At 72.5% G+C, this 21,149-nt stretch carries 22 protein-coding genes and 1 pseudogene; 10 read left to right on the plus strand and 13 right to left on the minus strand.

Going from position 1 to position 21,149, the window contains the following annotated elements:
* Positions 1 to 103: 103 nt before the first annotated feature.
* Positions 104 to 1,525, plus strand: coding sequence for a hypothetical protein (locus tag JQX11_RS28765; RefSeq protein ID WP_204928060.1), 1,422 nt, complete (start codon positions 104 to 106; stop codon positions 1,523 to 1,525).
* A 142-nt stretch (positions 1,526 to 1,667) separates the two neighbouring features.
* Here the strand turns inward: JQX11_RS28765 and JQX11_RS28770 are convergent, their stop codons facing one another.
* Together JQX11_RS28770 and JQX11_RS28775 are read right to left on the minus strand one after the other, a co-directional pair.
* Positions 1,668 to 2,162 (minus strand): hypothetical protein, encoded by a 495-nt coding sequence (locus JQX11_RS28770; RefSeq protein ID WP_204928061.1) that lies wholly within the window; start codon positions 2,160 to 2,162, stop codon positions 1,668 to 1,670.
* 451 nt (positions 2,163 to 2,613) lie between these two features.
* Positions 2,614 to 3,183, minus strand: coding sequence for a TetR/AcrR family transcriptional regulator (locus JQX11_RS28775; RefSeq protein ID WP_204928062.1), 570 nt, complete (start codon positions 3,181 to 3,183; stop codon positions 2,614 to 2,616).
* Between the two features lie 78 nt (positions 3,184 to 3,261).
* Here JQX11_RS28775 and JQX11_RS28780 point away from each other — a divergent pair, with 78 nt between their 5' ends.
* Positions 3,262 to 4,215: a ketopantoate reductase family protein gene (locus JQX11_RS28780; protein ID WP_307826403.1), complete on the plus strand. Its 954-nt coding sequence runs from the start codon at positions 3,262 to 3,264 to the stop codon at positions 4,213 to 4,215.
* Between the two features lie 165 nt (positions 4,216 to 4,380).
* Here JQX11_RS28780 and JQX11_RS28785 read toward each other — a convergent pair.
* Positions 4,381 to 4,623, minus strand: a pseudogene (locus JQX11_RS28785) (hypothetical protein); the annotation flags it as partial.
* 8 nt (positions 4,624 to 4,631) lie between these two features.
* Positions 4,632 to 4,808: a hypothetical protein gene (locus JQX11_RS28790; RefSeq protein ID WP_204928063.1), complete on the minus strand. Its 177-nt coding sequence runs from the start codon at positions 4,806 to 4,808 to the stop codon at positions 4,632 to 4,634.
* 298 nt (positions 4,809 to 5,106) lie between these two features.
* On the opposite strand from JQX11_RS28790, the gene JQX11_RS28795 reads away from it, so the two are divergent.
* The 8 genes from JQX11_RS28795 (at position 5,107) to JQX11_RS28830 (ending at position 11,725) form a co-directional block, all read left to right on the plus strand.
* On the plus strand, positions 5,107 to 5,991 hold the full coding sequence (locus tag JQX11_RS28795; protein ID WP_204928064.1) for a helix-turn-helix domain-containing protein: 885 nt from the start codon (positions 5,107 to 5,109) through the stop codon (positions 5,989 to 5,991).
* Positions 5,988 to 6,185 carry a DUF397 domain-containing protein gene (locus JQX11_RS28800; RefSeq protein ID WP_204928065.1) on the plus strand — a complete coding sequence of 66 codons (198 nt, stop codon included), beginning with the start codon at positions 5,988 to 5,990 and terminating at the stop codon, positions 6,183 to 6,185. The genes JQX11_RS28795 and JQX11_RS28800 overlap by 4 nt, the downstream gene beginning before the upstream one ends.
* A gap of 102 nt (positions 6,186 to 6,287) precedes the next feature.
* On the plus strand, positions 6,288 to 6,827 hold the full coding sequence (locus JQX11_RS28805) for a DUF4240 domain-containing protein (RefSeq protein ID WP_204928066.1): 540 nt from the start codon (positions 6,288 to 6,290) through the stop codon (positions 6,825 to 6,827).
* Positions 6,824 to 7,672 carry an alpha/beta fold hydrolase gene (locus tag JQX11_RS28810; RefSeq protein ID WP_307826404.1) on the plus strand — a complete coding sequence of 283 codons (849 nt, stop codon included), beginning with the start codon at positions 6,824 to 6,826 and terminating at the stop codon, positions 7,670 to 7,672. Before JQX11_RS28805 ends, JQX11_RS28810 begins: the two co-directional genes overlap by 4 nt.
* A 155-nt stretch (positions 7,673 to 7,827) precedes the next feature.
* Positions 7,828 to 9,021 (plus strand): sensor histidine kinase, encoded by a 1,194-nt coding sequence (locus JQX11_RS28815; RefSeq protein WP_204928067.1) that lies wholly within the window; start codon positions 7,828 to 7,830, stop codon positions 9,019 to 9,021.
* Positions 9,011 to 10,234 carry a hypothetical protein gene (locus tag JQX11_RS28820; RefSeq protein ID WP_232378789.1) on the plus strand — a complete coding sequence of 408 codons (1,224 nt, stop codon included), beginning with the start codon at positions 9,011 to 9,013 and terminating at the stop codon, positions 10,232 to 10,234. The genes JQX11_RS28815 and JQX11_RS28820 overlap by 11 nt, the downstream gene beginning before the upstream one ends.
* Positions 10,204 to 10,920: a response regulator gene (locus tag JQX11_RS28825; protein ID WP_204928068.1), complete on the plus strand. Its 717-nt coding sequence runs from the start codon at positions 10,204 to 10,206 to the stop codon at positions 10,918 to 10,920. Before JQX11_RS28820 ends, JQX11_RS28825 begins: the two co-directional genes overlap by 31 nt.
* Before the next feature lie 76 nt (positions 10,921 to 10,996).
* The gene (locus tag JQX11_RS28830) at positions 10,997 to 11,725 is read left to right on the plus strand and encodes a hypothetical protein (RefSeq protein WP_204928069.1); all 729 of its coding nucleotides are present in this window, start codon (positions 10,997 to 10,999) and stop codon (positions 11,723 to 11,725) included.
* Between the two features lie 3 nt (positions 11,726 to 11,728).
* On the opposite strand, the gene JQX11_RS28835 is transcribed toward JQX11_RS28830, so the two are convergent.
* The 9 genes from JQX11_RS28835 to JQX11_RS28875 all read right to left on the minus strand — a co-directional run bounded on the left by JQX11_RS28835 (position 11,729) and on the right by JQX11_RS28875 (position 21,046).
* Positions 11,729 to 12,478, minus strand: coding sequence for a lysophospholipid acyltransferase family protein (locus JQX11_RS28835; protein WP_204928070.1), 750 nt, complete (start codon positions 12,476 to 12,478; stop codon positions 11,729 to 11,731).
* 76 nt (positions 12,479 to 12,554) lie between these two features.
* Complete coding sequence (locus tag JQX11_RS28840; protein ID WP_204928071.1) at positions 12,555 to 14,615, minus strand: amylo-alpha-1,6-glucosidase; 2,061 nt, start codon at positions 14,613 to 14,615, stop codon at positions 12,555 to 12,557.
* Complete coding sequence (locus JQX11_RS28845) at positions 14,615 to 14,986, minus strand: SCP2 sterol-binding domain-containing protein (RefSeq protein WP_204928072.1); 372 nt, start codon at positions 14,984 to 14,986, stop codon at positions 14,615 to 14,617. The genes JQX11_RS28840 and JQX11_RS28845 overlap by 1 nt, the downstream gene beginning before the upstream one ends.
* Positions 14,987 to 15,144: 158 nt before the next feature.
* Positions 15,145 to 15,561, minus strand: coding sequence for a CBS domain-containing protein (locus JQX11_RS28850; protein WP_204928073.1), 417 nt, complete (start codon positions 15,559 to 15,561; stop codon positions 15,145 to 15,147).
* A gap of 64 nt (positions 15,562 to 15,625) precedes the next feature.
* Positions 15,626 to 16,651, minus strand: a complete 1,026-nt coding sequence (locus JQX11_RS28855; protein WP_204928074.1) for an aspartate-semialdehyde dehydrogenase — start codon at positions 16,649 to 16,651, stop codon at positions 15,626 to 15,628.
* Between the two features lie 248 nt (positions 16,652 to 16,899).
* On the minus strand, positions 16,900 to 18,246 hold the full coding sequence (locus JQX11_RS28860; RefSeq protein WP_204928075.1) for a M16 family metallopeptidase: 1,347 nt from the start codon (positions 18,244 to 18,246) through the stop codon (positions 16,900 to 16,902).
* Complete coding sequence (locus JQX11_RS28865) at positions 18,243 to 19,535, minus strand: M16 family metallopeptidase (protein WP_204928076.1); 1,293 nt, start codon at positions 19,533 to 19,535, stop codon at positions 18,243 to 18,245. Before JQX11_RS28865 ends, JQX11_RS28860 begins: the two co-directional genes overlap by 4 nt.
* Positions 19,536 to 19,613: 78 nt before the next feature.
* Complete coding sequence (locus tag JQX11_RS28870) at positions 19,614 to 19,829, minus strand: hypothetical protein (protein WP_204928077.1); 216 nt, start codon at positions 19,827 to 19,829, stop codon at positions 19,614 to 19,616.
* A gap of 62 nt (positions 19,830 to 19,891) precedes the next feature.
* On the minus strand, positions 19,892 to 21,046 hold the full coding sequence (locus JQX11_RS28875) for an alkaline phosphatase PhoX (RefSeq protein ID WP_204928078.1): 1,155 nt from the start codon (positions 21,044 to 21,046) through the stop codon (positions 19,892 to 19,894).
* Positions 21,047 to 21,149 lie beyond the last annotated feature (103 nt).

A 21,149-nucleotide genomic window follows, 5' to 3' on the forward strand; every position in this document is an offset into this window, starting at 1 on the left:
AGACCTTCTTCACCATCCATCAACATTGATGAATGTCACGCAGATCGTTTGGATGGATACGCACCGTCAACCGACGGTGTCCACCACCAACCGAGGAGCATCCTTGCCCCGGTCCCCGTTCCGGACCCGACGACCGCGCACCCTGACCGCCGTCGCCGCCGCCACCCTGGCCACCGCTCTCGCGGTGCTCTCCGCCCCGACCGCCGCCCTGGCCTGGGGGCCCGGCACCGAGCCGGCCCAGCCGTACGCGCAGCCGAGCATGCCCACGGTGCCCAAGCGCGGCTGCCAGTCCACCGTCGCCAACCCGGCCGCACCGACCGGCGCGACCCCCGCCGTCCAGGTGATCTACGCCTGGCACGACGGCGTCGGCAACAACTACGAGGCCAACGTCGAGTACATCGCCAAGGTGGTGGACCGGATCGACTGGGCGCTCGACGAGTCGACCAACTACGACCAGCACTACAACTTCAGCTGCCGTACGGGCTACGACACCAGCACGTACGCCGGCTACGCCCGGTCCCTGGTCGTGCCGGAGAAGATCGACGCCGGGGCGAACCCGAACACCCCCGCCAGCACGGTCCGCAGTGACCTGATCTCCGCCGGATACCAGGACAGCAACCGGATCTACCTGGTGTTCACCGATTTCGCGTCGAACTCCGACGCCTACCAGTGCCCGTCCGGCGGGAACTCCAGCGGCGTGCACTGCTCGGCGGTGACCGAGTCGTGGACGACCGGTGTGGCCGGGCACGAGTTGCTGCACGTGCTCGGCGCGGGGCACGCCTGGATGGCCGAGACGGGGGCCTCCTACGTGCCGGACATCATGTACGGCTGGTGGGACAACTGGAACACCGATCCGGGGTTCCGCAGCTACTACGACCCGAGTGAGCTGTCGGCCAGCTTCTACATCGACCCGAGCCCGTCGACGGCGAAGGTGAACGTCGCGAACCACCCGATGCTGACCGCCCCGGTCTGCTGCGACGTGGGCGCGAACAACGACCTGCTCACCGCCGAGCAGCGTACGGTCGAGGCGGCCACCCCGGGCAGCAGCACGTCGACGTTCACCACGTCGGGCGGTTGGCACCAGGTGACGCCCGCCTGCGGCATCTCGACGAACTCCTGCACCTACTTCGACGGCCGTCGGTCGGTCCAGCTCAACACCTACACCGGGCCGTCCAACACGTCGTCGATCTCGCTGACGAACCGGGCCACGGTCACCGCCGGCCGGACGTACAAGCTGTTCACCCGGCTGCGCAGCGGCACGGCGGTGAACACCCAGCTCCAGCTCGCCTGGTACAACTCGGGTGGCACCCTGCTGTCGACCAGCACCGGAGCGACCGACACGCTCGCCAGTAACTGGCTGGAGTACCGGACGACCGCCACCGCCCCGGCGAACGCCGCAAGCGTGCGGATCACCGTGAACGTGCCGCCGCAGTCCACCACCGGCAACCAGGCCATCAACCTGGACAGCCTCCAGCTCAACGACTGCACGGCGAACACCGGCGGCACCTGCCGCTACGACACCTGAGCCATCGGCGTGGTGCGGACGGACGAGTTCCGCCCGCACCACGCTGCTGCTACTCAGCAGCAGACGGCCCGGGGTGCATCTCTCGTCCCCGGTAGAGCGCCAGATGACCTGTCCGGCAAGCGCCGTGGCGGTGTGCCCCGGTTCACCGTGTGCCCTCATCGCAAGCCGGGTGCAGCCCGGCGACGTTCCCGCGCCGAGCAGCGCACCCGCGCCCGGATTGCCCTAGAACGATCGACCGCTCTGCGATCAGACGCGTGATCCCTGGATACCAGGACTCATACCTGACGTAATGTTGCTGCAACACCGGACTGGAGGAAAAAATCTCGACGATGTACGCCCTCCATCCCTCCTCGGCCTTCGCATTCAGCTTCTTTCGCCGATACCAGATCCACTCGAATGCGTCTATGACTAATTCCGCCACAGCCTGGACCCTGTGACGGTTCGGATCATCGTCAGCCAGAGGTTTTCCGTCATAGATGTACGGCCGAATATCAGGGTGCTCCACAAAAGTCTTGTCCAGTTCCCGAAAGAGACCGATAGCGCCGTAGTAGGTAGAGACCTGGTGGGCCTGCCGGGACAGGCGATAGCCGTAGAACGCAGACAGCAGCGAGACCACTATCGCCACCAACGCCAACACGTCTGACGATTGCATACAAGGCTCCGAGGCTTCCGATCAGCACGAGGGGGGTTCATCGAACGAGATGACGCCAGCTTCCGGCCACTATTCGGCATGTCGCGACCAGCCTGGACCATCGACCGGGGGGATGTCGCCGGCAACGGCTAACCAGTAGCAGGGCCAGGGACGGTCGGACACCCACCGCCGCTCTGGAGATGTCCACCGACTCCCGTTTCACACTTTGACTGTTCACCCATGCCAACATGGTCCTGGATTGATGCAAGCCGACTCCTCGACTACCGCCGTCAATCCGTCCCTCAGCAGCAATGGCGCTCCGACCTGCCATGAAACGGCCACTCTGATCGAATATCGGCTGCGCCAGTCACGCCACGGCGACGGGTCGCTGCTCACTCCCCAGCCGGTAGGGGTCGTCCACGCGATGGGACGAGCGGCGGTAGCGGGCGGCCGTCACTCACCGCGCCGGTCGGCGCAGTCCGGCGAGGACGAGGGTGATCACCCCGTCCGCGTCGGGCCGGTAGGCCGGGTGGCCGTACGCGGCGCAGATGCCCTGGATCGCCATCATGACCGCGCCGGCTCCCACGTCGTCGCGGATCTTTCCGGCCCGCACGGCGGCGGCCAGCAGGTCGGTGACGGCCCGGCCGAGGGCCTCGGCGCCCTCGGCCAGCGCGCCGGAGCGGGCGGCCATCAGTGTGGACAGGGTGCGGGCGAGGCCCTCGTGGTCGTGCAGGTGGGCCACGAATCCCCGCAGGAACGACTCCAGCGCCTCGTCGGCGGGCAGGATGGTCTGCGCCTCGCGGGCCCGGTCGCACATGGCGGCGAGTTCTTCCCGGTAGACCGCCTCGGCCAGGGCTTCCCGGGTGGGGAAGTGCCGGTAGAGCGTGCCGACGCCGACCCCGGCCAGCTTGGCGAAGTCGTCGAAGCGCAGGTCGTAGCGACCCTCGGCGAACAGTTCGCGGGCCTTGGCGAGCAGGGCGTCGCGGTTGCGGCGGGCGTCGGCGCGCAGCGGCTTGACGTCGGTCATGTGGGGGCCTCGCGTTGACAAGTGGAGACTGTCTCCATATTTTGGAAGTGGAGATGGTCTCCAATTATAGCTCCTGAGGTGCGCGTGAAGATCTTGATGTTCGGCCGGGGCGTGATCAGCGCGACCTACGGATGGGCCCTGGAACGGGCGGGCCACCACGTGGAGTTCTACGTCCGCCCGGGGCGGGCGGCGGCGTACGGGGAGGCGATCGACCTCGACCTGCTCGACGCCCGGCGGCGGCCCTGGGGTCGGCGGGTCGTCGAGACGTGGCCGGTGCGCTACCGCGAGACGCTGGAGCCCGACCACGACTTCGACCTGATCGTGCTGAGCGTGCAGCACTACAACTTCGCCGAGGCGGCGGCCTTCCTCGGACCCCGGGTCGGCGGAGCCACGGTGCTCGTGTTCAACAACCTGTGGGCGGAGCCGCTGACCGCGACCGCCGACCTCCCCGCCGACCAGGTGGCCTGGGGCTTCCCCGGGGCCGGCGGCGGCTTCGGCGACGACGGCGTGCTGCGCGCGTCCCTGCTGCCCGTGGTCTTCCTCGGCACGCTCGACCGGCCGCCGACCGAGCGCGAGCAGGCCGTGCGCCAGGTGTTCCGGACGGCCGGGTTCCGGGTCCGGGAGAACGCCGACTTCCGTGGCTGGCTGTCGGTCCACTTCGTCCAGAACGCCGGCCTGCACACCCAGAGCCTGCGGCGGGGCACCCTGTCCGGGCTGACCACCCGGGACCTCCGCGAGGCGATCCTCGCCACCCGCGAGCTACTGCCGCTGATCGAGGCACGGGGGGTCGACCTGCGGCGGCACCGCGCCGAGCTACTCCCCTTCACCGCGCCCACCTGGCTGGCGGCACCGGCGATGTCTCTGCTGATCAACCGCTTCCCGCCGATGCGCCGGGTGACAGCAGCGCACGCCAACCCCGAGGAACTGCGCGCGGTCTGCCGCGACACCCTGGCGGAGGCCCGCCGGCTGGGCGTGCGGGTGCCCCGGCTGGAGGCCGCCGAGCCCTACTTCGCCGCCACGACGACGCCCTGACTCCCGTCACCCGGCACCGGCCGCACCCCGTCCGCCCGCCGGCCGGCGCTCGGGCCACGCACCCGCCGCACCCCGCTCACCGCCCGCCGGACGGCGGGCGGGCGACGCACCGGCCGCCGGCGGAATCCCCGCCGGGCGGGGCCCCCGCCGCATGTTCGGCGTCACCCCCGCCCGGCTCGGCGCGCGCGGCACCGGCGCGGGCTGCACCGTCACCAACCCCGCCGGCCGTACGAAGATCGAGCGCCGGAGCACCGCGTCCCCCTTGGCGTCGAGCTGGTAGACGTCGAGCCAGCACCATCCGTCGTAGGTGATCCAGTCGAGCACCCGGATCACCCGGCACCTGATCGGCCTGACGAACTGCACACTGGCCGTCCGGCTCACGTCCACCAGGTCACCCGCCTTCGGCAGCGGCGCGTTCACCGCCAGCCCCAGACGTGCCGGAACCTGCGCCACTGCCTGATCCGGTGCCGGGCGGCCTCCACCACCGGGCAGAACCCGGCCTCGGCGCACCTCCCGCACCGCCGGTGCCGGTGCTGGTCCAGGCAGTCCCACGCCAGCCGGACCAGCAGCGGCACCTCGCGGTGGGCCGTCACGACGCCGCCCCGGGCCGGGCACCGCGCTCGTCGCTGGCACACATCGGGTGTCCTTTCCGGAAATAGCGCCGCCCCGCCCGCGCGCTATTCGCAACGAGCGGGACAGCGGGCTATTGTCGACGTCATTTTCGACGCCCCGGATCACCGTCCGGTGATTCACACCCTGCGACACGACCGACACCTTGCGCAACAACTCCCCTTCCCCCTAATGTCGTGTCGATTTGACGCGCGAGGGACGGAGGACAGAAATGGCGCAGGGGAAACAATTGTTGTTGCACCAGGGGTGCGGTGATGTTGCATGACGGAGGAAACAAGCGGTTCCACCGTCCCCCGGCGGCAGCTCGGGCGGCTGCTCACCCAGCTCCGGGAGGACGCCTCGGTCTCGCTGGACAGCGCGGCCGAGGGGCTGGACTGCTCCCGGCAGAAGGTGTGGCGCATCGAGAAGGGCCTGGTGCCGGTGCGGGTGGTGGACGCCCGCGCCATGTGTGCGATGTACCGGGTGCCCGAGGAGATGACGTCCATCGTCGCCGGGCTCGCCCGGGAGACCCGCGCCAAGGGCTGGTGGCATTCCTACGGCGACGTGGTCCCGTCCTGGTTCTCGCTCTACGTCGGCCTCGAATCGTCGGCCGCTCTCATGCGCCGATACGATTCGGAACTGATCCCGGGCCTGCTCCAGACCCGCGAGTACGCGGCAGAATTGTTTCTTCGCAAGAATCCCACCATGAGCCCGGCGGATCGCGAAAAGCTCGTCGAAGTCCGGATGCAGCGCCAGCACGTCCTGACCCGCCGGCTGCCCAGCGCGCCCACCCTCAGGGTGGTGCTGAGCGAGGCGGTGCTGCGGCGCACCCTCCCCGACCGGCAGGCGATGGCCGGGCAGCTCCGGCACCTGCTCCACATGGCCGCCCTGCCCAACGTGAGCCTGCGCGTCCTGCCGTTCGACGCCGGCCCGCCGCTGGCCAGCGAGACGGGCACCTTCGTCCTGCTGGACTTCCCGCAGGCGTTCGGGCGGGCATCGACGGAGCCGACTACCGTCTACCTGGAGAACATCACCGGCGCGCTCTATCTGGACAAGCCGGCCGAGGTCGCCGCCTACGACCGCGTCTGGGCCGACCTGGAGACGCTCGCGGCGGACGAGGCGGCGACAGAGAAGATCATCCGGGCGATCATCGAGGAGTGGGCATGACTGACCTGGCCGGGGCCGTCTGGCGCAAGAGCACCCGCAGCGGCGGGAGCGGCGGCGACTGCGTCGAGGTGGCCGACAACCTGCCCGGCCTGATCGGCGTACGGGACAGCAAGGACCAGACCGGCCCGGCGTTACGGTTCGCCCCGGCGGCCTGGTCCACCTTCGTCCGCGCAGTACCCCGCCGGCCGCGCTGAACCCCGTCGGGGCCGCCCGCCCGGGTGGGCGGCCCCGACGTCCCACGTCGGCGGCACGGCGTTGCCCGGAGAACGTCGGGGCCGCCCGCTACGGTGCTGCCCATGAGCGACACGGAAACCGCGAACCGCCTGCCCACGGCCGAGGAGGAGGCCCGGTTCTGGGCCCTGGTGGAGGCCGCCTGGGAGCGCCTCGGCCCCGAGCCGGCCGCCCTGCGCCGGGCGCTGCTCACCCGCGACCGGTCCGCCTCCGACGACGACGCGTACGCGTTCGACGGCTGGCGGGACGCCTTCCTCGACCAGTTGGGCCAGCTCTGCGCCGACCTGTCCAGCCCCGAGCTGACCGCCCTCGACCGGGTCGTCGAACGCAAGCTGTACGACATCGACCGCGCCGACGTACACGCGGTGGTCGACGGCTCCGACGACGGTTTCCTCTACGCCCGGGGGCACGTGGTGGCGCTGGGTCGGGAGTTCTACGAGGCGGTCCGGGCCGACCCGGTCCGGGCGGTGCCCGACGCCCACCTCCAGGGCATCTGCTACTTCTTCGCCCACCTGCACGACAAGCGGTTCGGCGACTGGCCCCGCACCGGCTCCGGCATCTCCCGCGAGTCGTTCAGCAACCCGGCGGGCTGGGTCGGCCAGTGAGCCGCCCGGCCGTGCCGAGCGAGCGCGACGTGCCGCTGCCCGACGGCGGCACCCTGCACGTCTACGACACCGGCGACGACGGCACCGGCCGGCTGCCGGTCGTCTGGCACCACGGCACCCCCAACATCGGCGCACCGCCGGCCCCGCTGTTCGCCGCCGCCGACCGGCTCGGCCTGCGCTGGGTGTCCTACGACCGGCCCGGATACGGCGGTTCCACCCGACGCCCCGGGCGGGACGTGGCCTCAGCCGCCGGTGACGTCGCCCGGGTCGCCGACGCGCTGGGCCTGCCCCGGTACGCCACGATGGGTCACTCCGGCGGCGCACCGCACGCGCTGGCCAGCGGCGCGTTGCACCCCGACCGGGTGGTCGCCGTCGTCGCCGTCGCCGGACTCGCCCCCTACGATTCGGCCGGGCTCGACTGGTTCGCCGGGATGACGCCGTCCGGGCAGGAGTCGCTGCGGGCCGCCACGCGGGGCCGGGCGGTCAAGGAGCGGCACGCGGCGTCCGACACCGACTACGACCCGGAGTTCACCCCGGCCGACCTGGCCACCCTGGCCGGGCCGTGGGCCTGGCTCGAAGAGGTGGTGGGTCCGGCGGTGCGGGGCGGCCCGGACGGCCTGGTCGACGACGACCTCGCCTACGTCACCCCGTGGGGCTTCGACCCGGCCCGGGTGGCCGTCCCGGTGCTGCTGCTGCACGGCGCGCGCGACCGGGTGGTGCCCGCCAGCCACAGCCGTTGGTTGGCCGGGGTCTGCCCGGCGGCCGAGCTGCGGATCACCGACGACGACGGGCACCTGTCGGTGCTCGGCGGCGCACCTGCCGCCCTGGAGTGGCTCCGCCGCTGATCGACGCCGGATGCTGCCCGACACGTTCACCAAACGCAACGCGACACGCCGCACACCAAAGGTGAACAGTTAGGGCAGCTCATGTTATTCTCCGGCTTCGATGCACCGCCGAGCAGACCCGGACGGGTCACCGCCCGAAGGACGCACTCCCCCCGATGTCGGCCCTACCCGCTCCGACCTCGTCACCGTCGTTACTGGAGCGGCCGGCCGGTGGCGCGCTCCAGCTCATCTTCACCACCCTGCCGGCACTGCTGCGGCTGACCTGCGGGCTGTTCGGTGCGGTGACCGCGCTCGCGGTGCGTACCCCACCGGTGCGGGTGCCGCTGCTGCTGGCCGCCGTGGCCGCACTCACCGGCTGGTCGCTGTGGTACGCGGCACGCGCCCTGCGGGTCGGCATCGGCCCGGGACTCGTCGCCGGGGACGTCACGGTCACCGTCACGGCGAGCCTGCTGGCCCCGGTGCTGGTCGCCCCGGAGGTACTGCCCGGCGAGGGTAGCTGGCTCGCGGTGCTGGCCAGCACCACCGTGATCAACGCGCAGGCCACCGCGCCGGCCCGCTGGTCAGTGCCGGCGGGCCTGCTGGTCACCGCCGGGTACGCGGCCGGCACCTCGGCCGCCGGCAACACCGTCGAGGCCGGCGCGCACGCGGCGACCCTGCTCATGCAGACGGCCTGCGCGGCGATGATGGCGGCGGTGATGCGCCGCTGGATAGGCCGGGCCGACACCTCCTTCGCCGACTTCCAGCGCCTGCGCCGGGACGCGGTGCTGGCCCGCACGGCCCGCGAGGTGGAGCGGCGGCAGAACCGGGACCTGCACGACACCGTCCTGGCCACGCTCACCATGGTCGGGCTGGGTGCCCTGCCGGCCGGCTCGGCGGCGCTGCGGGACCGGGCCGCCGCCGACCTGCGTACCCTGGTCCGCCTCGCGCACGCCCGGTCCGCCCCGGCGGGCGATCCGGCCGACGCCGGCCCGGTCGACGTCGACGCCGGCCTGCGCGCGCTGCTCGCCACCCACCCGCAGTTGCGGGTGACGGCCACGCTGCCGCCCTGCGCGGCACCGTCGGGGGTGACCGCCGCCCTGGTCGACGCCACCGCCGCCGCGCTGGCCAACGTGGCCCGGCACGCGCCGGACGCCGCCGTGACCCTGCGGCTGAACCGCGACCACGGCGGCATCGTGGTCGAGGTGGTCGACGACGGTCCCGGTTTCGACCCGGCCACCGTCCCCCTGCACCGGTACGGGGTACGCGAGTCGATCCGGGGCAGGATGGCCGAGGTCGGCGGCCGGGCGGTGGTGACTTCCGCCCCTGGCGTGGGCACCCGGATCAGGCTGGAGTGGCCGCATGTCGACTGACCTCGGCACGACCGACCTCGGCACGACCGACCTGGGCACGACCGCGTCGGCCCGCATACCCCGGCCGGCACAGAAGAGGGCGGCGGACCCGGCGGCGGCCGACGGCCCGGCGGCGGACGTGGGCCGGGCCTCGGACCGGGGGGCCCGGATCGCGGCGGTGGTCATCGCCCTGGTGTGGCACCTCGCGATCGGGCTGCCGGCGGTGCTCGGTGCCTGGTCGACGCTGGCCGCCCCCACGGTGGTCGCGGCCGGCTGGCTGGCCGCCTGCGCCCTCGGCGGGTACGCCGCACACCGGCTGCTGCACGGCGTGCCGCCACCGGCGCTGCCACTGGCGGCGGCCCTGCTGACGGTCGACGCGGCGGTCTTCGCGGCGGCCGGCCGGGAGCAGCTCTTCGCCGCCGCGAACTGGGCGTGGACGGGGCTGGCCTGGTTCTTCGTGGTGGTGCTCTGGGGTCGCCCGATCCGCTGGATGATCGTCCTGCTGGCCGGGCACGCGGCGATCGCGCTCGCCGCGCTGGTCGGTGACGGGGCGACCGCCCCCGCCGACCTGACCCGCTTCACGATGTACGTCTACGGCACCTCGTCGCTGCCGGTGGCGGTCTTCACCGGTGCGGCGGTGATCGCCACCCTCGCCCGGGAACGCGCCGACACCGCCACGGCGACCCTCGCCGTCCGCGCCGAACGGGACGCCGCCGAACGGGCCTGGGCGGACCGGCGGGCCCGGCTGGCGCTGGTCGGCGGTGCCGCCGAGCAGGTGTTGGCGGAACTGGCCGACGGTCGCGCCGACCCGGGCGACCCGTTCGTGCAACGGCGGTGCGTGCTCGCCGCGACCCGGCTGCGTCGCCTGATCGCCGAGTCCGACGACGTGCCGGACCCGCTGCTGCACGAGTTGCGGGCCGCCGCCGACCTCGCCGAACGCAACGGGCTGCCGATCGAGCTGATCGCCATCGGTACGCCGCCGCCCCTGCCCGTGGAGGTCCGTCGACGGCTGGCCGATCCGCTGGCCGCCGCCCTGGCCGATGCCACCGGTTGGGCCCGGCTGACCGTGGTGGCCGGCCCCGACGAGGTGGCGGTCAGTCTGGTCACCCCGGACGGGCAGGGCCCGGGGACGGCCGATCCGCCGACCACCCCGGCCGGCGACGACCAGGTGGAACACGTACATGAGCGGGACGGGGAGATCAGGTGGACGCAGACCCGATGGCGCAGGCCATGAGCGGGGAGCGCCCGGTCGGTGTGTCGATAGTCGACGACCATCCGGTGGTGATCGACGGTGTGCGGGCCTGGCTGTCCACCGAGCCCCGGCTGCGGGTGCTCGCCACCGGCGACGATCCGGAACTGGTCCTGCGGGCCGCCCCGGAGGCCGACGTGATCCTGCTGGATCTGCGGCTACGCGGGCGGATGGTGCTGGACAAGCTGGCCGAGCTGAGCACCGACGGCCGGCGGGTGGTGGTCTACTCCGAGCACACCGACCCGGCGACCATACTCACCGCGCTCGACGCCGGGGCGACCGCGTTCCTGGCCAAACACGAGGGGCGGGAACACTGCGTGGCCACGGTGCTCGCCGCCGCCAGCGACCGCCCGTACGTGCCGCCGGCCCTGGCCGGGGCGATGGTGGGCGATCCGCGCCCGGACCGTCCGGCCCTGTCGGACAAGGAGCGGGAAGCGCTGCTGCTGTGGTTCCAGTCGATGTCGAAGGCGTCGGTGGCCCGCCGGATGCAGATCAGCGAGCACACCGTCAAACAATATGTGGACCGCGCCCGGATCAAGTACACCCGGGCGGGTAGACCGGCCGCCACGAAGGCGGCGTTGCTGGCCCGGGCGATCGAGGACGGTCTCATCCGGCCGGAGGAGATCGGCATCTACCGGTCGCAGGCGTCGTACGACCGGCCGACCCCCTAACGGGTGTCATGACAGCCCGTCACGCCTCGGCGAGGCTGGAGCGCCAGGAGACCACTGCGCGGGGGAGGTCGTGACGATGCGCGAGAACATGTCCCCGTTCTTCATCGCACCGCACCGGTTCGATGCGCCGGAGAACGATTCCGCTCCCGTGCTCGACAGGCGTTACGAACTCGTCCCGGAGCCCGGCGAACGGGTGCTCGGCCGGTATCCGACGTCGGTGGCCGGCTGCCTGATCAGCCCGACCGGGGCCCGGCGGCACTGGGTGCTGCCCGGTCCCGCCTCGATCACCGTCACCGACCGCCGGCTCGCCTACGTCTGCCTCGCCGGTGACCTGGCCCTCGTCGCCGGGAAGATCGACGCGACGGGGGTCCGGCACCGGCGCAACGTCCGGCTGCCGCGCCTGGTCAGCGGGCAGGTCCGCTGGCAGTGGCCGTCCCGGTTGGAGCTGCGTACCACCGGCCGGCCCACGGCCCACGGCACCGCCGAGGCGGAACTGCTGGTGGTCTGCGACGCGCTGCGGACGATCCAGCAGCCGGCCCTGGCGCTGGGCGGCGCGGTGGGCCCGGTGACCGAGCTGGCCCGGCTGATCCGCCGGACGGTGGCCTGCTTCCGGGTCACCCACCCCGAGCTGGTCGAGCTGGCACCGCCGGAGCGGGACGTGCTCATCCGCCGGGCGACCGCCCCGCCGCTGACCGGTGAGACGCGGGTGACCCTGCCGGGGTCGCTGCCGGTGGAGTTCCTCTCCCGCGACGACTACTACCGGGTTCCCGAGCCCGGTAGCAGTCGGGACGCGGTCGGCAGCTGACGGTCAGGACGCCGTCGAGCGGCGGGGACGGCGGTCCAGCTCGGCGGCCTCCTGGAGGGTGGGCGCGGTGCCGCCCAGGTGCGCCGGCTGCCACCAGGAGTCGTCCGGGCCGGCCGGCTTGTCGGGGTACTCCTGCTGGGCCCGGTCGACGAGCGCGGTCAGCCGGGTCTTCAGCTCCGCCGTCATCGTATTGGCGTCCGGGTACGCCGCCGGGTCCATCGGCTCGCCCAGCAGGATGGTGATCGGGGTGTGCCGCCGGGTCAGCGTCTTCGGCCGGCCCTTCGTCCAGAGCCGCTGCGTCCCCCACAGGGCCACCGGGACCAGCGGCACCTCCGCCGACTGCGCCATCCGGGCCGCCCCGCTCTTCAGCTCCTTCACCGTGAACGAGCGACTGATCGTCGCCTCGGGGAAGACGCCCACCACCTCGCCGCGCCGCAGCGCGTCCACCGCCGTGTTGTACGAACCGACCCCCGCCGCGCGGTTCACCGGGATGTGCTTCATGCCGCGCATCAGCGGGCCGGACACCTTGTGCGCGAAGACGTCGTGCTTGGCCATGAACCGCACCAGCCGCCGGGACGCGTGCGCCCCGTACCCGCAGAAGATGAAATCGAGGTAGCTGACGTGGTTGCTGGCCAGCACCGCCCCGCCGGTACGTGGGACGTGGTGGTCACCGTCGACGGTCAGGCGCAGGTCGAGGACCCGGAACAGCGTCTTGGCGGTGGCGATCACGGGCGGGTACACGAGTTCCGGCATCCGGGTACTTTACCCCGCGTAGGTTACGCGACCGTAGGGCGGATTCGACCGACCGTGGCGACCACCCGACGCACCGTCAGTCGGCCAGTTTGTGCAGATCCAGGCGACCCCGGGCGAAGGCGTCCACCCGTCCCCAGCGGCCCGGGATGTCCAACACCTCGATCCGTCCCATCCCGACCGGCAGCACCGGCTCCACCGCCAGGTGCCCCTCGTGCGGCTCCAACCCGAGCATGGTGCGCAGCAGCAGCAACGGCGCCCCCGTCGACCAGGCCTGCGGGCTGCACGCCGTCGGGTACTCGACCGGGAACTTGGTCTGCTCCCGGGGATAGCCGCCGAACGCCTCGGGCAGCCGCCCGTCGAAGTAGGTCGCCGCGTCGAGGATGCCGCTGGCGATGGTGGCGGCCTCCTCGGCGAAGCCGTACCGCCGCAGCCCCCAGGCGATGAACGAGTTGTCGAACGGCCAGATCGTGCCGTTGTGGTAGCCGATCGGGTTGTACCGCACCTCCCCCTCGGCGAGGGTGCGCACGCCCCAACCGGTGAACAGCCGGGGGCCGACCATGTGCTGGGCGATCTTCTCGGCCCGGTCGTGGTCGACGATCCCGCTCCACAGCAGGTGCCCGATGTTGGAGCTGAGCACGTCGCACTGCCGGCCGTCCGGGTCCAGGGCCAGCGCGTAGAACTCCCCGTCGGCCACCCACCAGTCCCGGTTGAAGCGCTCCTTGAGCGCCGCCGCCTCCTGCTCCAGCCGGTCGGCGAACGCCGGGTCACCCCAGAACTCCCGGGCCATCCGGGCCGCCCGCAGCTTCGCGTCGTACGCGTACCCCTGCACCTCGCAGGTGGCCCGGGGGAACGGCGGCAGGCTGCCGTCGGCGTACGAGATGGAGTCCCAGGAGTCCTTCCAGCACTGGTTCTCCAGGCCGGTCTCGGTGTTGCGCCGCTCGTACCAGATGTAGCCGTTGCCGGCCAGGTCGGCGTAGTCGTCGATCCACTTCAGCGCGGCCCGGCACTCCCGTTCCAACTCCTTGACCAGGGCGACGTCACCGCTCCACCGCTCGTACTCGTCGAGCAGGACGACGAACAGCGGGGTGGCGTCCACCGACCCGTAGTACGGCGAGTGCGGCTGCTCCTCGAACGCGGCCGTCTCGCCGTAGCGCATCTCGTGCAGGATGCGGCCCGGGTCCTCGTCGCGGAAGTCGTCGAACCGGCTGCCCTGCAACGACGCCAGGATCCGCAGCGTGGTCTTGGACAGGTCGGGGGCGAACGGCAACACCTGCAGGCAGGTCAGGATGCTGTCCCGGCCGAACATGGTCATGAACCAGGGCAGGCCGGCGGCGGGCAGGGTCTGGCCACCGAGCGACAGCGGCGCGAACCGCAGCGCCGCCAGGTCGATCAGGCTGCGCCGGTAGGTGGCGGCCACCCGGTCGTGCTCGCTGTTGACCTTGGGGGCCTTGGCGATCCACTCCTGGAGGTCGTGCTGGAGGGCCAGCCGTTCGTGGCCGTGCGCGGTCACCCCGAGCCGCAGGTCACGCCCCCCGGGGCCGACCGCGAAGGTCTGCACGTCGATCTCGGCGTTCCACTGCTCGTTGGGCTCCAGGTGCACCGAGTACGCGAACCCGTTGCGGTCGTAGCGGGCCGGTCGGGACGATGAGATGACCGTCTCCCGCACGAAGTTGCCCCGCCGGTAGCCCAGCCGCAGCCGGTCGGACTCCGCCTCGGCGTACAACTCGCCCTTCTTGTTCAGGATCTCGTCCTTGACCTGGAAGAGGTCGGCGAAGTCGGCGCCGGCGTCCATCCGGATCTCCAGGTCCACCGCCTTCTCGTCGTGGTTGAGGATGGTCAGCTTCTCGCGGAAGCTGCCGCCGACCGCACGCTCCCGGATGATCGACAGCTTGGCGTCGACGTAGTGGGTGGCCATCCCGGGCACCAGGAAGAACCGCGCCTCGTAGTACTGGAGGTCGTCGTAGGACAGCGCGTTGAGCCGTTCCCCGTTGATGGTCAGCACCCAGCGGGACAGGAACCGCATGTCCAGGGAGAACAGCCCGGTCGGCTCGGTCGGGGTGGCCTCGATGTCACCGGTCTCCTCGGAGACGACGAACGTGTTGCCGTCCAGGATCCGGATCGTGTTGCTCTGTCCCATCACCGCACCTCCCGCTGGTGGAGCCGGCGCGGCCCCTGCGCGTCCGGGGAACCGGGGAAGATCCGTTCGATCTGCACCACCAGCCGGGCGTCACCGGTCACCGTCATGTCGCCGCGCAGCACCGCCGCCAGGCCGTTCTCCCGCCCCGCAGCCATCTCCTCGAACAGCGCCGGCGTGGTGCCTACGACCGTGTCGGCCTCCCGGTCCTCCTGGCTGACAGTGAGCTTCCCCCGGTCGACCCGCAGCAGCCAGTGGGTGGTCTGCGCCCCCTCGTGCAGATCGAAACGCAGTGTCCCGACCGCCTTGTCCAGCAGCGGCTCGTGATCCCGCCGGTTCAGGCTCTCGAAGAACCTCGTGGTCGCGTCCACCATCGGGCCCTCTCCCCCGTCGTCGCATCGACCTGCCGGTACCCGCACGGGGTCCCCGCCCGGCCCGGCGTCAACCTCGCCCGGATCGGGTGAGCCCGACCGGCGCGCACGACGACGCCGGCCCCCGGAGTGTCCGGGGGCCGGCGTCGGTGGGGCGGACGTCAGTTGTTGGGGTCGTCGGCGCTGATGTCGGCGAGCACCGACTGGGGTTCCCGTTCCACCGCGAGGTCACCCATCGACACCAGGCCCACCAGCCGACCGTCGTCGACCACCGGCAGCCGGCGTACGGCGTAGGTGCGCATCAGGTCGGCGGCGGCGACCGCGTCGTCGTACTGGCTGACCGTGATCACGTCCCGGCTGATGATCTCCTGGAGCCGGGTGCGGCTCGGGTCGCGGTCCTCGGCGACGCCCCGGACGGTGATGTCCCGGTCCGTCACGATTCCGACGACGTCGTCGCCGTTGGTCACCACCACGTCGCCGATCGCGCTGTCCCGCATCTCCTGCGCGGCGGCGGCGAGGGTGTCGTTGCCGTCCATCGTCACCAACCGGGTCGTCATGAACTCTCCGACCGTTGTCATGGTGCTCCCCTCTCGGTGTCGGCACGGCGGTCTACCCGCCGACCCCGAGCAGGTAACACCCCGCTCAGCGCAGTTCGGCCGCGACCAGCTCGGCGAGCTGCACCGCGTTCAGCGCGGCACCCTTACGCAGGTTGTCGTTGGCGCAGAACAGTGCGAGGCCGTGCTCGACGGTCTCGTCGGCGCGCAGCCGGCCGACGAACGTCGGGTCCTGGCCGGCCGCCTGCAACGGCGTCGGCACGTCCGACAGCGCCACCCCCGGCGCGCCGTCGAGCAGTTCCCGGGCCCGCTGCGGGGTGATCGGCCTGGCGAACCGGGCGTTGATCTGCAACGAGTGGCCGGTGAACACGGGCACCCGGACGCAGGTGCCGGAGACCTTCAGCTCGGGGATCTCCAGGATCTTGCGGCTCTCGTTGCGCAGCTTCTGCTCCTCGTCGGTCTCGAACGAGCCGTCGTCGACGATCGAACCGGCCAGCGGGAGCACGTTGAAGGCGATCGGCCGGGCGAACGAGCGCGGCGCGGGGAACTCGACGGCCGACCCGTCGTGGGTCAGCGCGGTGGCCCCCTCGACGACCTTGCGGACCTGCTCGTCAAGCTCGGCGACACCGGCCAGGCCGGCCCCGGAGACCGCCTGGTAGGTGGCGACGACCAGGCTGACTAGGCCGGCCTCGTCGTGCAGCGGGCGCAGCACCGGCATCGCGGCCATCGTGGTGCAGTTCGGGTTGGCGACGATGCCCTTCGGCCGGTCGGCCAGGGCGTGCGGGTTGACCTCGGCGACGACCAGCGGCACCTGCGGGTCGGTGCGGAACGCCGACGAGTTGTCGATCACCACCGCGCCGGTCGCGGCGACCCGGGGGGCCAGCTCCTTCGCGGTGCCCTTGCCGGCGGAGAACAGCACGATGTCCAGCCCGGAGTAGTCGGCCGTGGCCGCGTCCTCCACGGTGACCTCGCCGTCCCGCCAGGGCAGGGCACGCCCGGCCGACCGGGCCGAGGCGAACAACCGCACCTGCTCCGCCGGGAACTCGCGTTCCGCCAACACCTGCCGCATGACCCCACCGACCTGGCCGGTGGCTCCCACAATGCCGATCCTCATGCCCGCGAGGCTACCCAGCCGCAGGCCCACACCGGGAAGCCTTTCCCACCGCCCGGGTCGCCGCCCGCCCGTCCGGTCACCGCCCGTACCGGTCGCCGTACCGGAAACCACCCGACGGTACGCCCCGAAGCCCTGGAAGATCGGCCGTGACCGGGCCGTCCGGCCGCAGCATCCGCACCGCCGGTCCGACCCGGCACTCCCGGGGCGGCGCGACCGGAATCACACCGCCCCGGTCGCGCCGACGCCGGTCAGCCGACGTAGTCGGTCACCTCGCCGAGCCCGGAGGCGACCAGCTCGTCCCGGATCGCCGCCGCGTCGCCCTCGATGACCAGGGTCAACGACTCCGGGTGCAGGTGGGTGGCGGCAGCGGCCGACACCTGCTCGACGTCGGCGGCGAGCAGCGCCTCCCGCAGCCGGGCGTGGTAGTCGTCGGGCAGGTCGTGCACGACCAGGGTGGTCAACGCCGAGGCGATCGCCCGGGGGCTCTGCAACTCGACCGAGAGCTGCCCGGCCCGCCAGGACCGGGCCACCGCCAGCTCGTCCTCGGTGACCCCGCCGGCCCGGGTACGGCTGATCTCGCCGACCGCCTCGACCAGGGCCGGCGCGGTCACCGCCGTCTGCACCCCGGAGCTGACCGCGAACCGGCCGAACCGGCGGGACGAGGCGAAGTCGCCCCGGATGCCGTACGTGTAGCCGCGCACCTCACGGATCAGGTGGTTGAGCCGCGAGGTGAACGCCCCGCCCAGCACGGTGCCGGCGAGCGTCGTCGGCACGTGGTCGGGGTGGGCGCGGTGCGGTGCCGGGTGGCCCAGCCGCAGCGTGGACTGCACCGAGCCGGGCCGGTCCACCAGGATGATCCGCCGGCCGGCGGGCAGCGGCACCTCGATCGGGCCGCCCTGCTCGGCGGGGCCGCCGCCGGTGCCGGCGAACGCCGCCGCACCCAACGCGTCCAGGTCGAGGCGGTCCAGGTCACCGGCGACGATCAGGGTGCCGGGGCGCAGGAACCACTCGGAGTGGAAGACGGTGACGTCCTCCACGTCCAGCCCGGCCACCGAGCCGGGGTCGCCGTAGAGCGGGCGGCCCCACCGGTTGTCCGCGCCGAACAGGTCGGCGCGCAGCACCGCGTCGGCGCGCGGGCCGGGGTTGGCCCAGTCCATCCGCAGCGCGGTCGCCTCGTCGTCGCGGACCCGGCGCACGTCGTCGGGGTCGAGCCGGGGCGTGCGTACCGCCTCGGCGAGCAGTTCCACCGCCGCGCCGAGGCGGTCCACCGGCACCTGGACGCTGACCTGGAAGCTGTCCCAGTCCAGCCCGGTGGCCAGTTCGGTGCCGAGGCCCTCGACGGCCAGCGCGAACCCGGTGGCGTCCCGCTGCGCGGTGCCCTCCTCCAGCGCCTTGGCGAGCACCGCGCCGAGGCCCTCCTTGCCGACCGGTTCCCGGCCGGCGCCCGCGTCGAGCAGCAGCAGCGCGACGGCGAGGTTCTGGCCGGGCAGGTGCGCGGCGACCACCCGGCCACCGGCGACGTCCCGCCGGACCACGGTCGGGAACCGGTACGGGCGGGCGGTGCCCGGACCCGGCCGGGTGGTGATCAGGGTCATCGGGTCTCCTCCGGCAGGTAGGTCAGGGTCACCCGGTCGGCCGGGGTGAGCAGGTCGGCGGCCAGCTCGGCGATCTGCCCGGCGGTCACCGACAGCCAACCGGGCAGCCGGTCGGCGGTCCTCGCCGGGTCGCCGAACTGGGTGGCGTACCGGCCGAGCGCGTCGGCCCGGCCGTCCACCGTGGACATCTGCCGCCACCAGGCGGTGCTCAGCAGCGCCTTGGCCCGGTCGAGTTCGGCGGCGGTGACCGGCACGGTGGTGAGTTCGTCGACCACCTCGGCGACCCCGGCGGCGAGCTGTTCGGCGCTCACCCCGGGGCGGGCGGTGGCGGTGGCGATCACCGGTGCCGGGGCGTGCGCCAGATCCACCCCGTACGCCCCGACCAGGTCGGGTTGGGCGAGCCGTTCGCCGTCGGCGAGACGCTGGTAGAGCCGGCTGCCCCGGCCGCTGCCGAGCACCGTGACGGCCACCGTGGCCACGTCGTAGCCGGGACTGCCGAACGGGTGGGTGCGGTGCGCGACGTAGACCCGGGCGGCCGGCACGTCGCCGGTGACCGTCTCGACGACGGGTCGGCCGGTGCCGGCGACGGTGTGCCCGTCCGGTGCGGCGGGGATGTCACCGCGGGCCGGGATCGCCCCGAAGTACCGCTGCGCCAGCGTGAACACCTCGGCGGCGGTGGCGTCGCCGACGACGGTCAGCACGGCGTTGTCGGGCGCGTAGTACGTCTGGTGGAACGCCTGGAAGGTGGCCAGGTCGGCGGCGTTCAGGTCGGCCATCGACCCGATCGTCGCGTGGTGGTACGGATGCCCCGGCGGGTAGAGCAGCGGGAGCAGCCGCAGCCAGGCGTCGCCGTACGGGACGTTCTCGTAGCGTTGCCGCCGCTCGTTCTTGACCACGTCCCGCTGGTTGTCCAGGGTCTCCTGGGTGAGCGCGGGGACCAGCCCGCCCATCCGGTCGGCCTCCAGCCACAGGGCCAGTTCCAGGTGTTCGGCCGGGACGGTCTCGAAGTAGTTCGTCCGGTCCGGGTTGGTGGTGGCGTTCAGCGAGCCACCGGAGCCCTGGATCAGTTTCATGTGTTCGGTCTTGGCGACGTTGACCGAGCCCTCGAACATCAGGTGCTCGAAGAGGTGGGCGAAGCCGGTCTGTCCCGTCGGCTCGTGCCGGGAGCCCACGTCGTACCAGAGGTTGACCGCGACCGCCGGGGCGGTGCGGTCCTCGCTCACCACCACGCGCAGGCCGTTGTCCAGTCGGGTCGTCTCGATGGGCCAGGGGTAACCGCTGTCGGGCATGACCCGACGCTATCCGATCTCCACGCCCCGGTGGCGACGTGTCGCCACCGGGGCCTGCGGGTCAGCGGTCGGGACGGGTCAGTCGGGGGGTTCGATCGGGGGGACTGTCTGCTCGGAGGTGCGGTGCTCCAGCACCGTGTCGGGGGCGGCCCCCTGGTCGGCCTCGCGGAGGTCCGACTCGGCGAGGATCGCCTCGGCCTGGGCCTGCGGGTCGTCGCTGCCGACCGCTGCCTCCTCGGGCAGCAGGTGGGCCCGGGACTCCACCCGGTCCTGATCGCTCTGCTCGTGGGTCATGGGCATCCTGTTACCCAGCCGCCCCGCCCGTCACTCCGGCCCACCGCCGCCGACCCACCGGGTCAGCGGAACGGGCCGCGCACCTCGTAGGTGATGCCCCCGGCGGAGATCCCGGCCGTGCCGCGCTGGGAGGAGAAGTAGAGCCGGCTGCCGTCCGGGGAGAACGCCGGGCCGGTGATCTCCGACGAGGACTGCCCGGTGATCCGCAGGAACGGCGTCACCACCCCGGTCGGGGTGATCAGGTTGATCTCCATGTTGCCGCCGTCCTCGGCGACGTAGAGGTCACCGGAGCGGGTGCCGGTGATGTTGTCCACCCCGGTCAGCGGGGCGGTGCCGCCGGTCACCAGCGAGTCGTCGTACGCCAGGTCGATGCGCTGGCCGACCGCGTCGTACGCCCAGACCCGGTTGTCGCCCTTGGTGGTGAACCAGCAGGTGCCGTCGGCGTACCAGCAGCCCTCGCCGCCGGTGAACCGCTTCGCCCCGGCGACCTGGTTGCGGGTCGCCGTCGGTGAGCCGTCCGGGTCGGGCACCCGGGCCCAGCTCACCGCGCCGCTGGTGGCGGTGCCGGCGACCAGCACCTCCAGGGTGCCGGCGGAGAGGTCGCCCCAGACGGTGGGGCGGAACCGGTAGAAGCAGCCGTCGGTCTCGTCCTCGGTCAGGTAGACCACCTGGCGGACCGGGTCGGCCGCCGCCGCCTCGTGCTTGAACCGGCCCAGCGCCGGGCGCTGCACCGCGGCGGTGCCGCCCTGCGGGTAGGTCTCGTAGACGAAGCCCCGGCTGGTCTCCTCGCAGGACAGCCAGGTGCCCCACGGCATCGCGCCACCGGCGCAGTTCTGGTTGGTCCCGGACAGGATGCGGTACGCCGAGGTGACCGTGCCGTCGGCGGCGAACCGCAGCGCCGACGCGCCGCCGCTGGGGGTGACCTCCGAGTTGGAGACGTAGATCCAGCCGGTGCCGGCGGCGAAGCAGGCCCCGCCGTCGGGCGCGGGATGCCAGGTGTACGAGGTGCCCGGCACCGTCTGCCGGGAGCGGGCGACCACCCGGCTGGTGAAGCCGGCGGGAAGCTGGATGCCGTTGCCGTCGGCGCTGCCGAGCGGCCCGTAGGGACCGCTGCCGGGTTGGGCCGGTGCGGCCGACGCGACGCCGGACCAGAGGCTGCCGGCGAAGGCGGCGGCCCCACCGGCGACGGTGGCGCGCAGGACGGTACGACGGTCCATCGGATACCTCCGGGGGATGCGAGCGGTGCCGCCGAAGTTACCGACGGTGGCAGTGACGGAGGTGAACGTCAGGCGAGGGTTGGCCGACGGGCGGATGAGTCCT

Origin of the sequence: Micromonospora humida, from assembly GCF_016901255.1 — a bacterium.
GTDB lineage: Bacteria > Actinomycetota > Actinomycetes > Mycobacteriales > Micromonosporaceae > Micromonospora > Micromonospora wenchangensis.

What these genes read in the sequence shown, in the direction of transcription:
- JQX11_RS28775 (WP_204928062.1), bottom strand. Translation starts at nt 3,183, where the DNA reads ATGACCGACGTCAAGCCGCTGCGCGCCGACGCCCGCCGCAACCGCGAC.
- JQX11_RS28795 (WP_204928064.1), top strand. Translation starts at nt 5,107, where the DNA reads ATGACGGAGGAAACAAGCGGTTCCACCGTCCCCCGGCGGCAGCTCGGG.
- JQX11_RS28800 (WP_204928065.1), top strand. Translation starts at nt 5,988, where the DNA reads ATGACTGACCTGGCCGGGGCCGTCTGGCGCAAGAGCACCCGCAGCGGC.
- JQX11_RS28805 (WP_204928066.1), top strand. Translation starts at nt 6,288, where the DNA reads ATGAGCGACACGGAAACCGCGAACCGCCTGCCCACGGCCGAGGAGGAG.
- JQX11_RS28815 (WP_204928067.1), top strand. Translation starts at nt 7,828, where the DNA reads ATGTCGGCCCTACCCGCTCCGACCTCGTCACCGTCGTTACTGGAGCGG.
- JQX11_RS28820 (WP_232378789.1), top strand. Translation starts at nt 9,011, where the DNA reads ATGTCGACTGACCTCGGCACGACCGACCTCGGCACGACCGACCTGGGC.
- JQX11_RS28830 (WP_204928069.1), top strand. Translation starts at nt 10,997, where the DNA reads ATGCGCGAGAACATGTCCCCGTTCTTCATCGCACCGCACCGGTTCGAT.
- JQX11_RS28835 (WP_204928070.1), bottom strand. Translation starts at nt 12,478, where the DNA reads ATGCCGGAACTCGTGTACCCGCCCGTGATCGCCACCGCCAAGACGCTG.
- JQX11_RS28840 (WP_204928071.1), bottom strand. Translation starts at nt 14,615, where the DNA reads ATGGGACAGAGCAACACGATCCGGATCCTGGACGGCAACACGTTCGTC.
- JQX11_RS28845 (WP_204928072.1), bottom strand. Translation starts at nt 14,986, where the DNA reads ATGGTGGACGCGACCACGAGGTTCTTCGAGAGCCTGAACCGGCGGGAT.
- JQX11_RS28850 (WP_204928073.1), bottom strand. Translation starts at nt 15,561, where the DNA reads ATGACAACGGTCGGAGAGTTCATGACGACCCGGTTGGTGACGATGGAC.
- JQX11_RS28855 (WP_204928074.1), bottom strand. Translation starts at nt 16,651, where the DNA reads ATGAGGATCGGCATTGTGGGAGCCACCGGCCAGGTCGGTGGGGTCATG.
- JQX11_RS28860 (WP_204928075.1), bottom strand. Translation starts at nt 18,246, where the DNA reads ATGACCCTGATCACCACCCGGCCGGGTCCGGGCACCGCCCGCCCGTAC.
- JQX11_RS28865 (WP_204928076.1), bottom strand. Translation starts at nt 19,535, where the DNA reads ATGCCCGACAGCGGTTACCCCTGGCCCATCGAGACGACCCGACTGGAC.
- JQX11_RS28870 (WP_204928077.1), bottom strand. Translation starts at nt 19,829, where the DNA reads ATGACCCACGAGCAGAGCGATCAGGACCGGGTGGAGTCCCGGGCCCAC.
- JQX11_RS28875 (WP_204928078.1), bottom strand. Translation starts at nt 21,046, where the DNA reads ATGGACCGTCGTACCGTCCTGCGCGCCACCGTCGCCGGTGGGGCCGCC.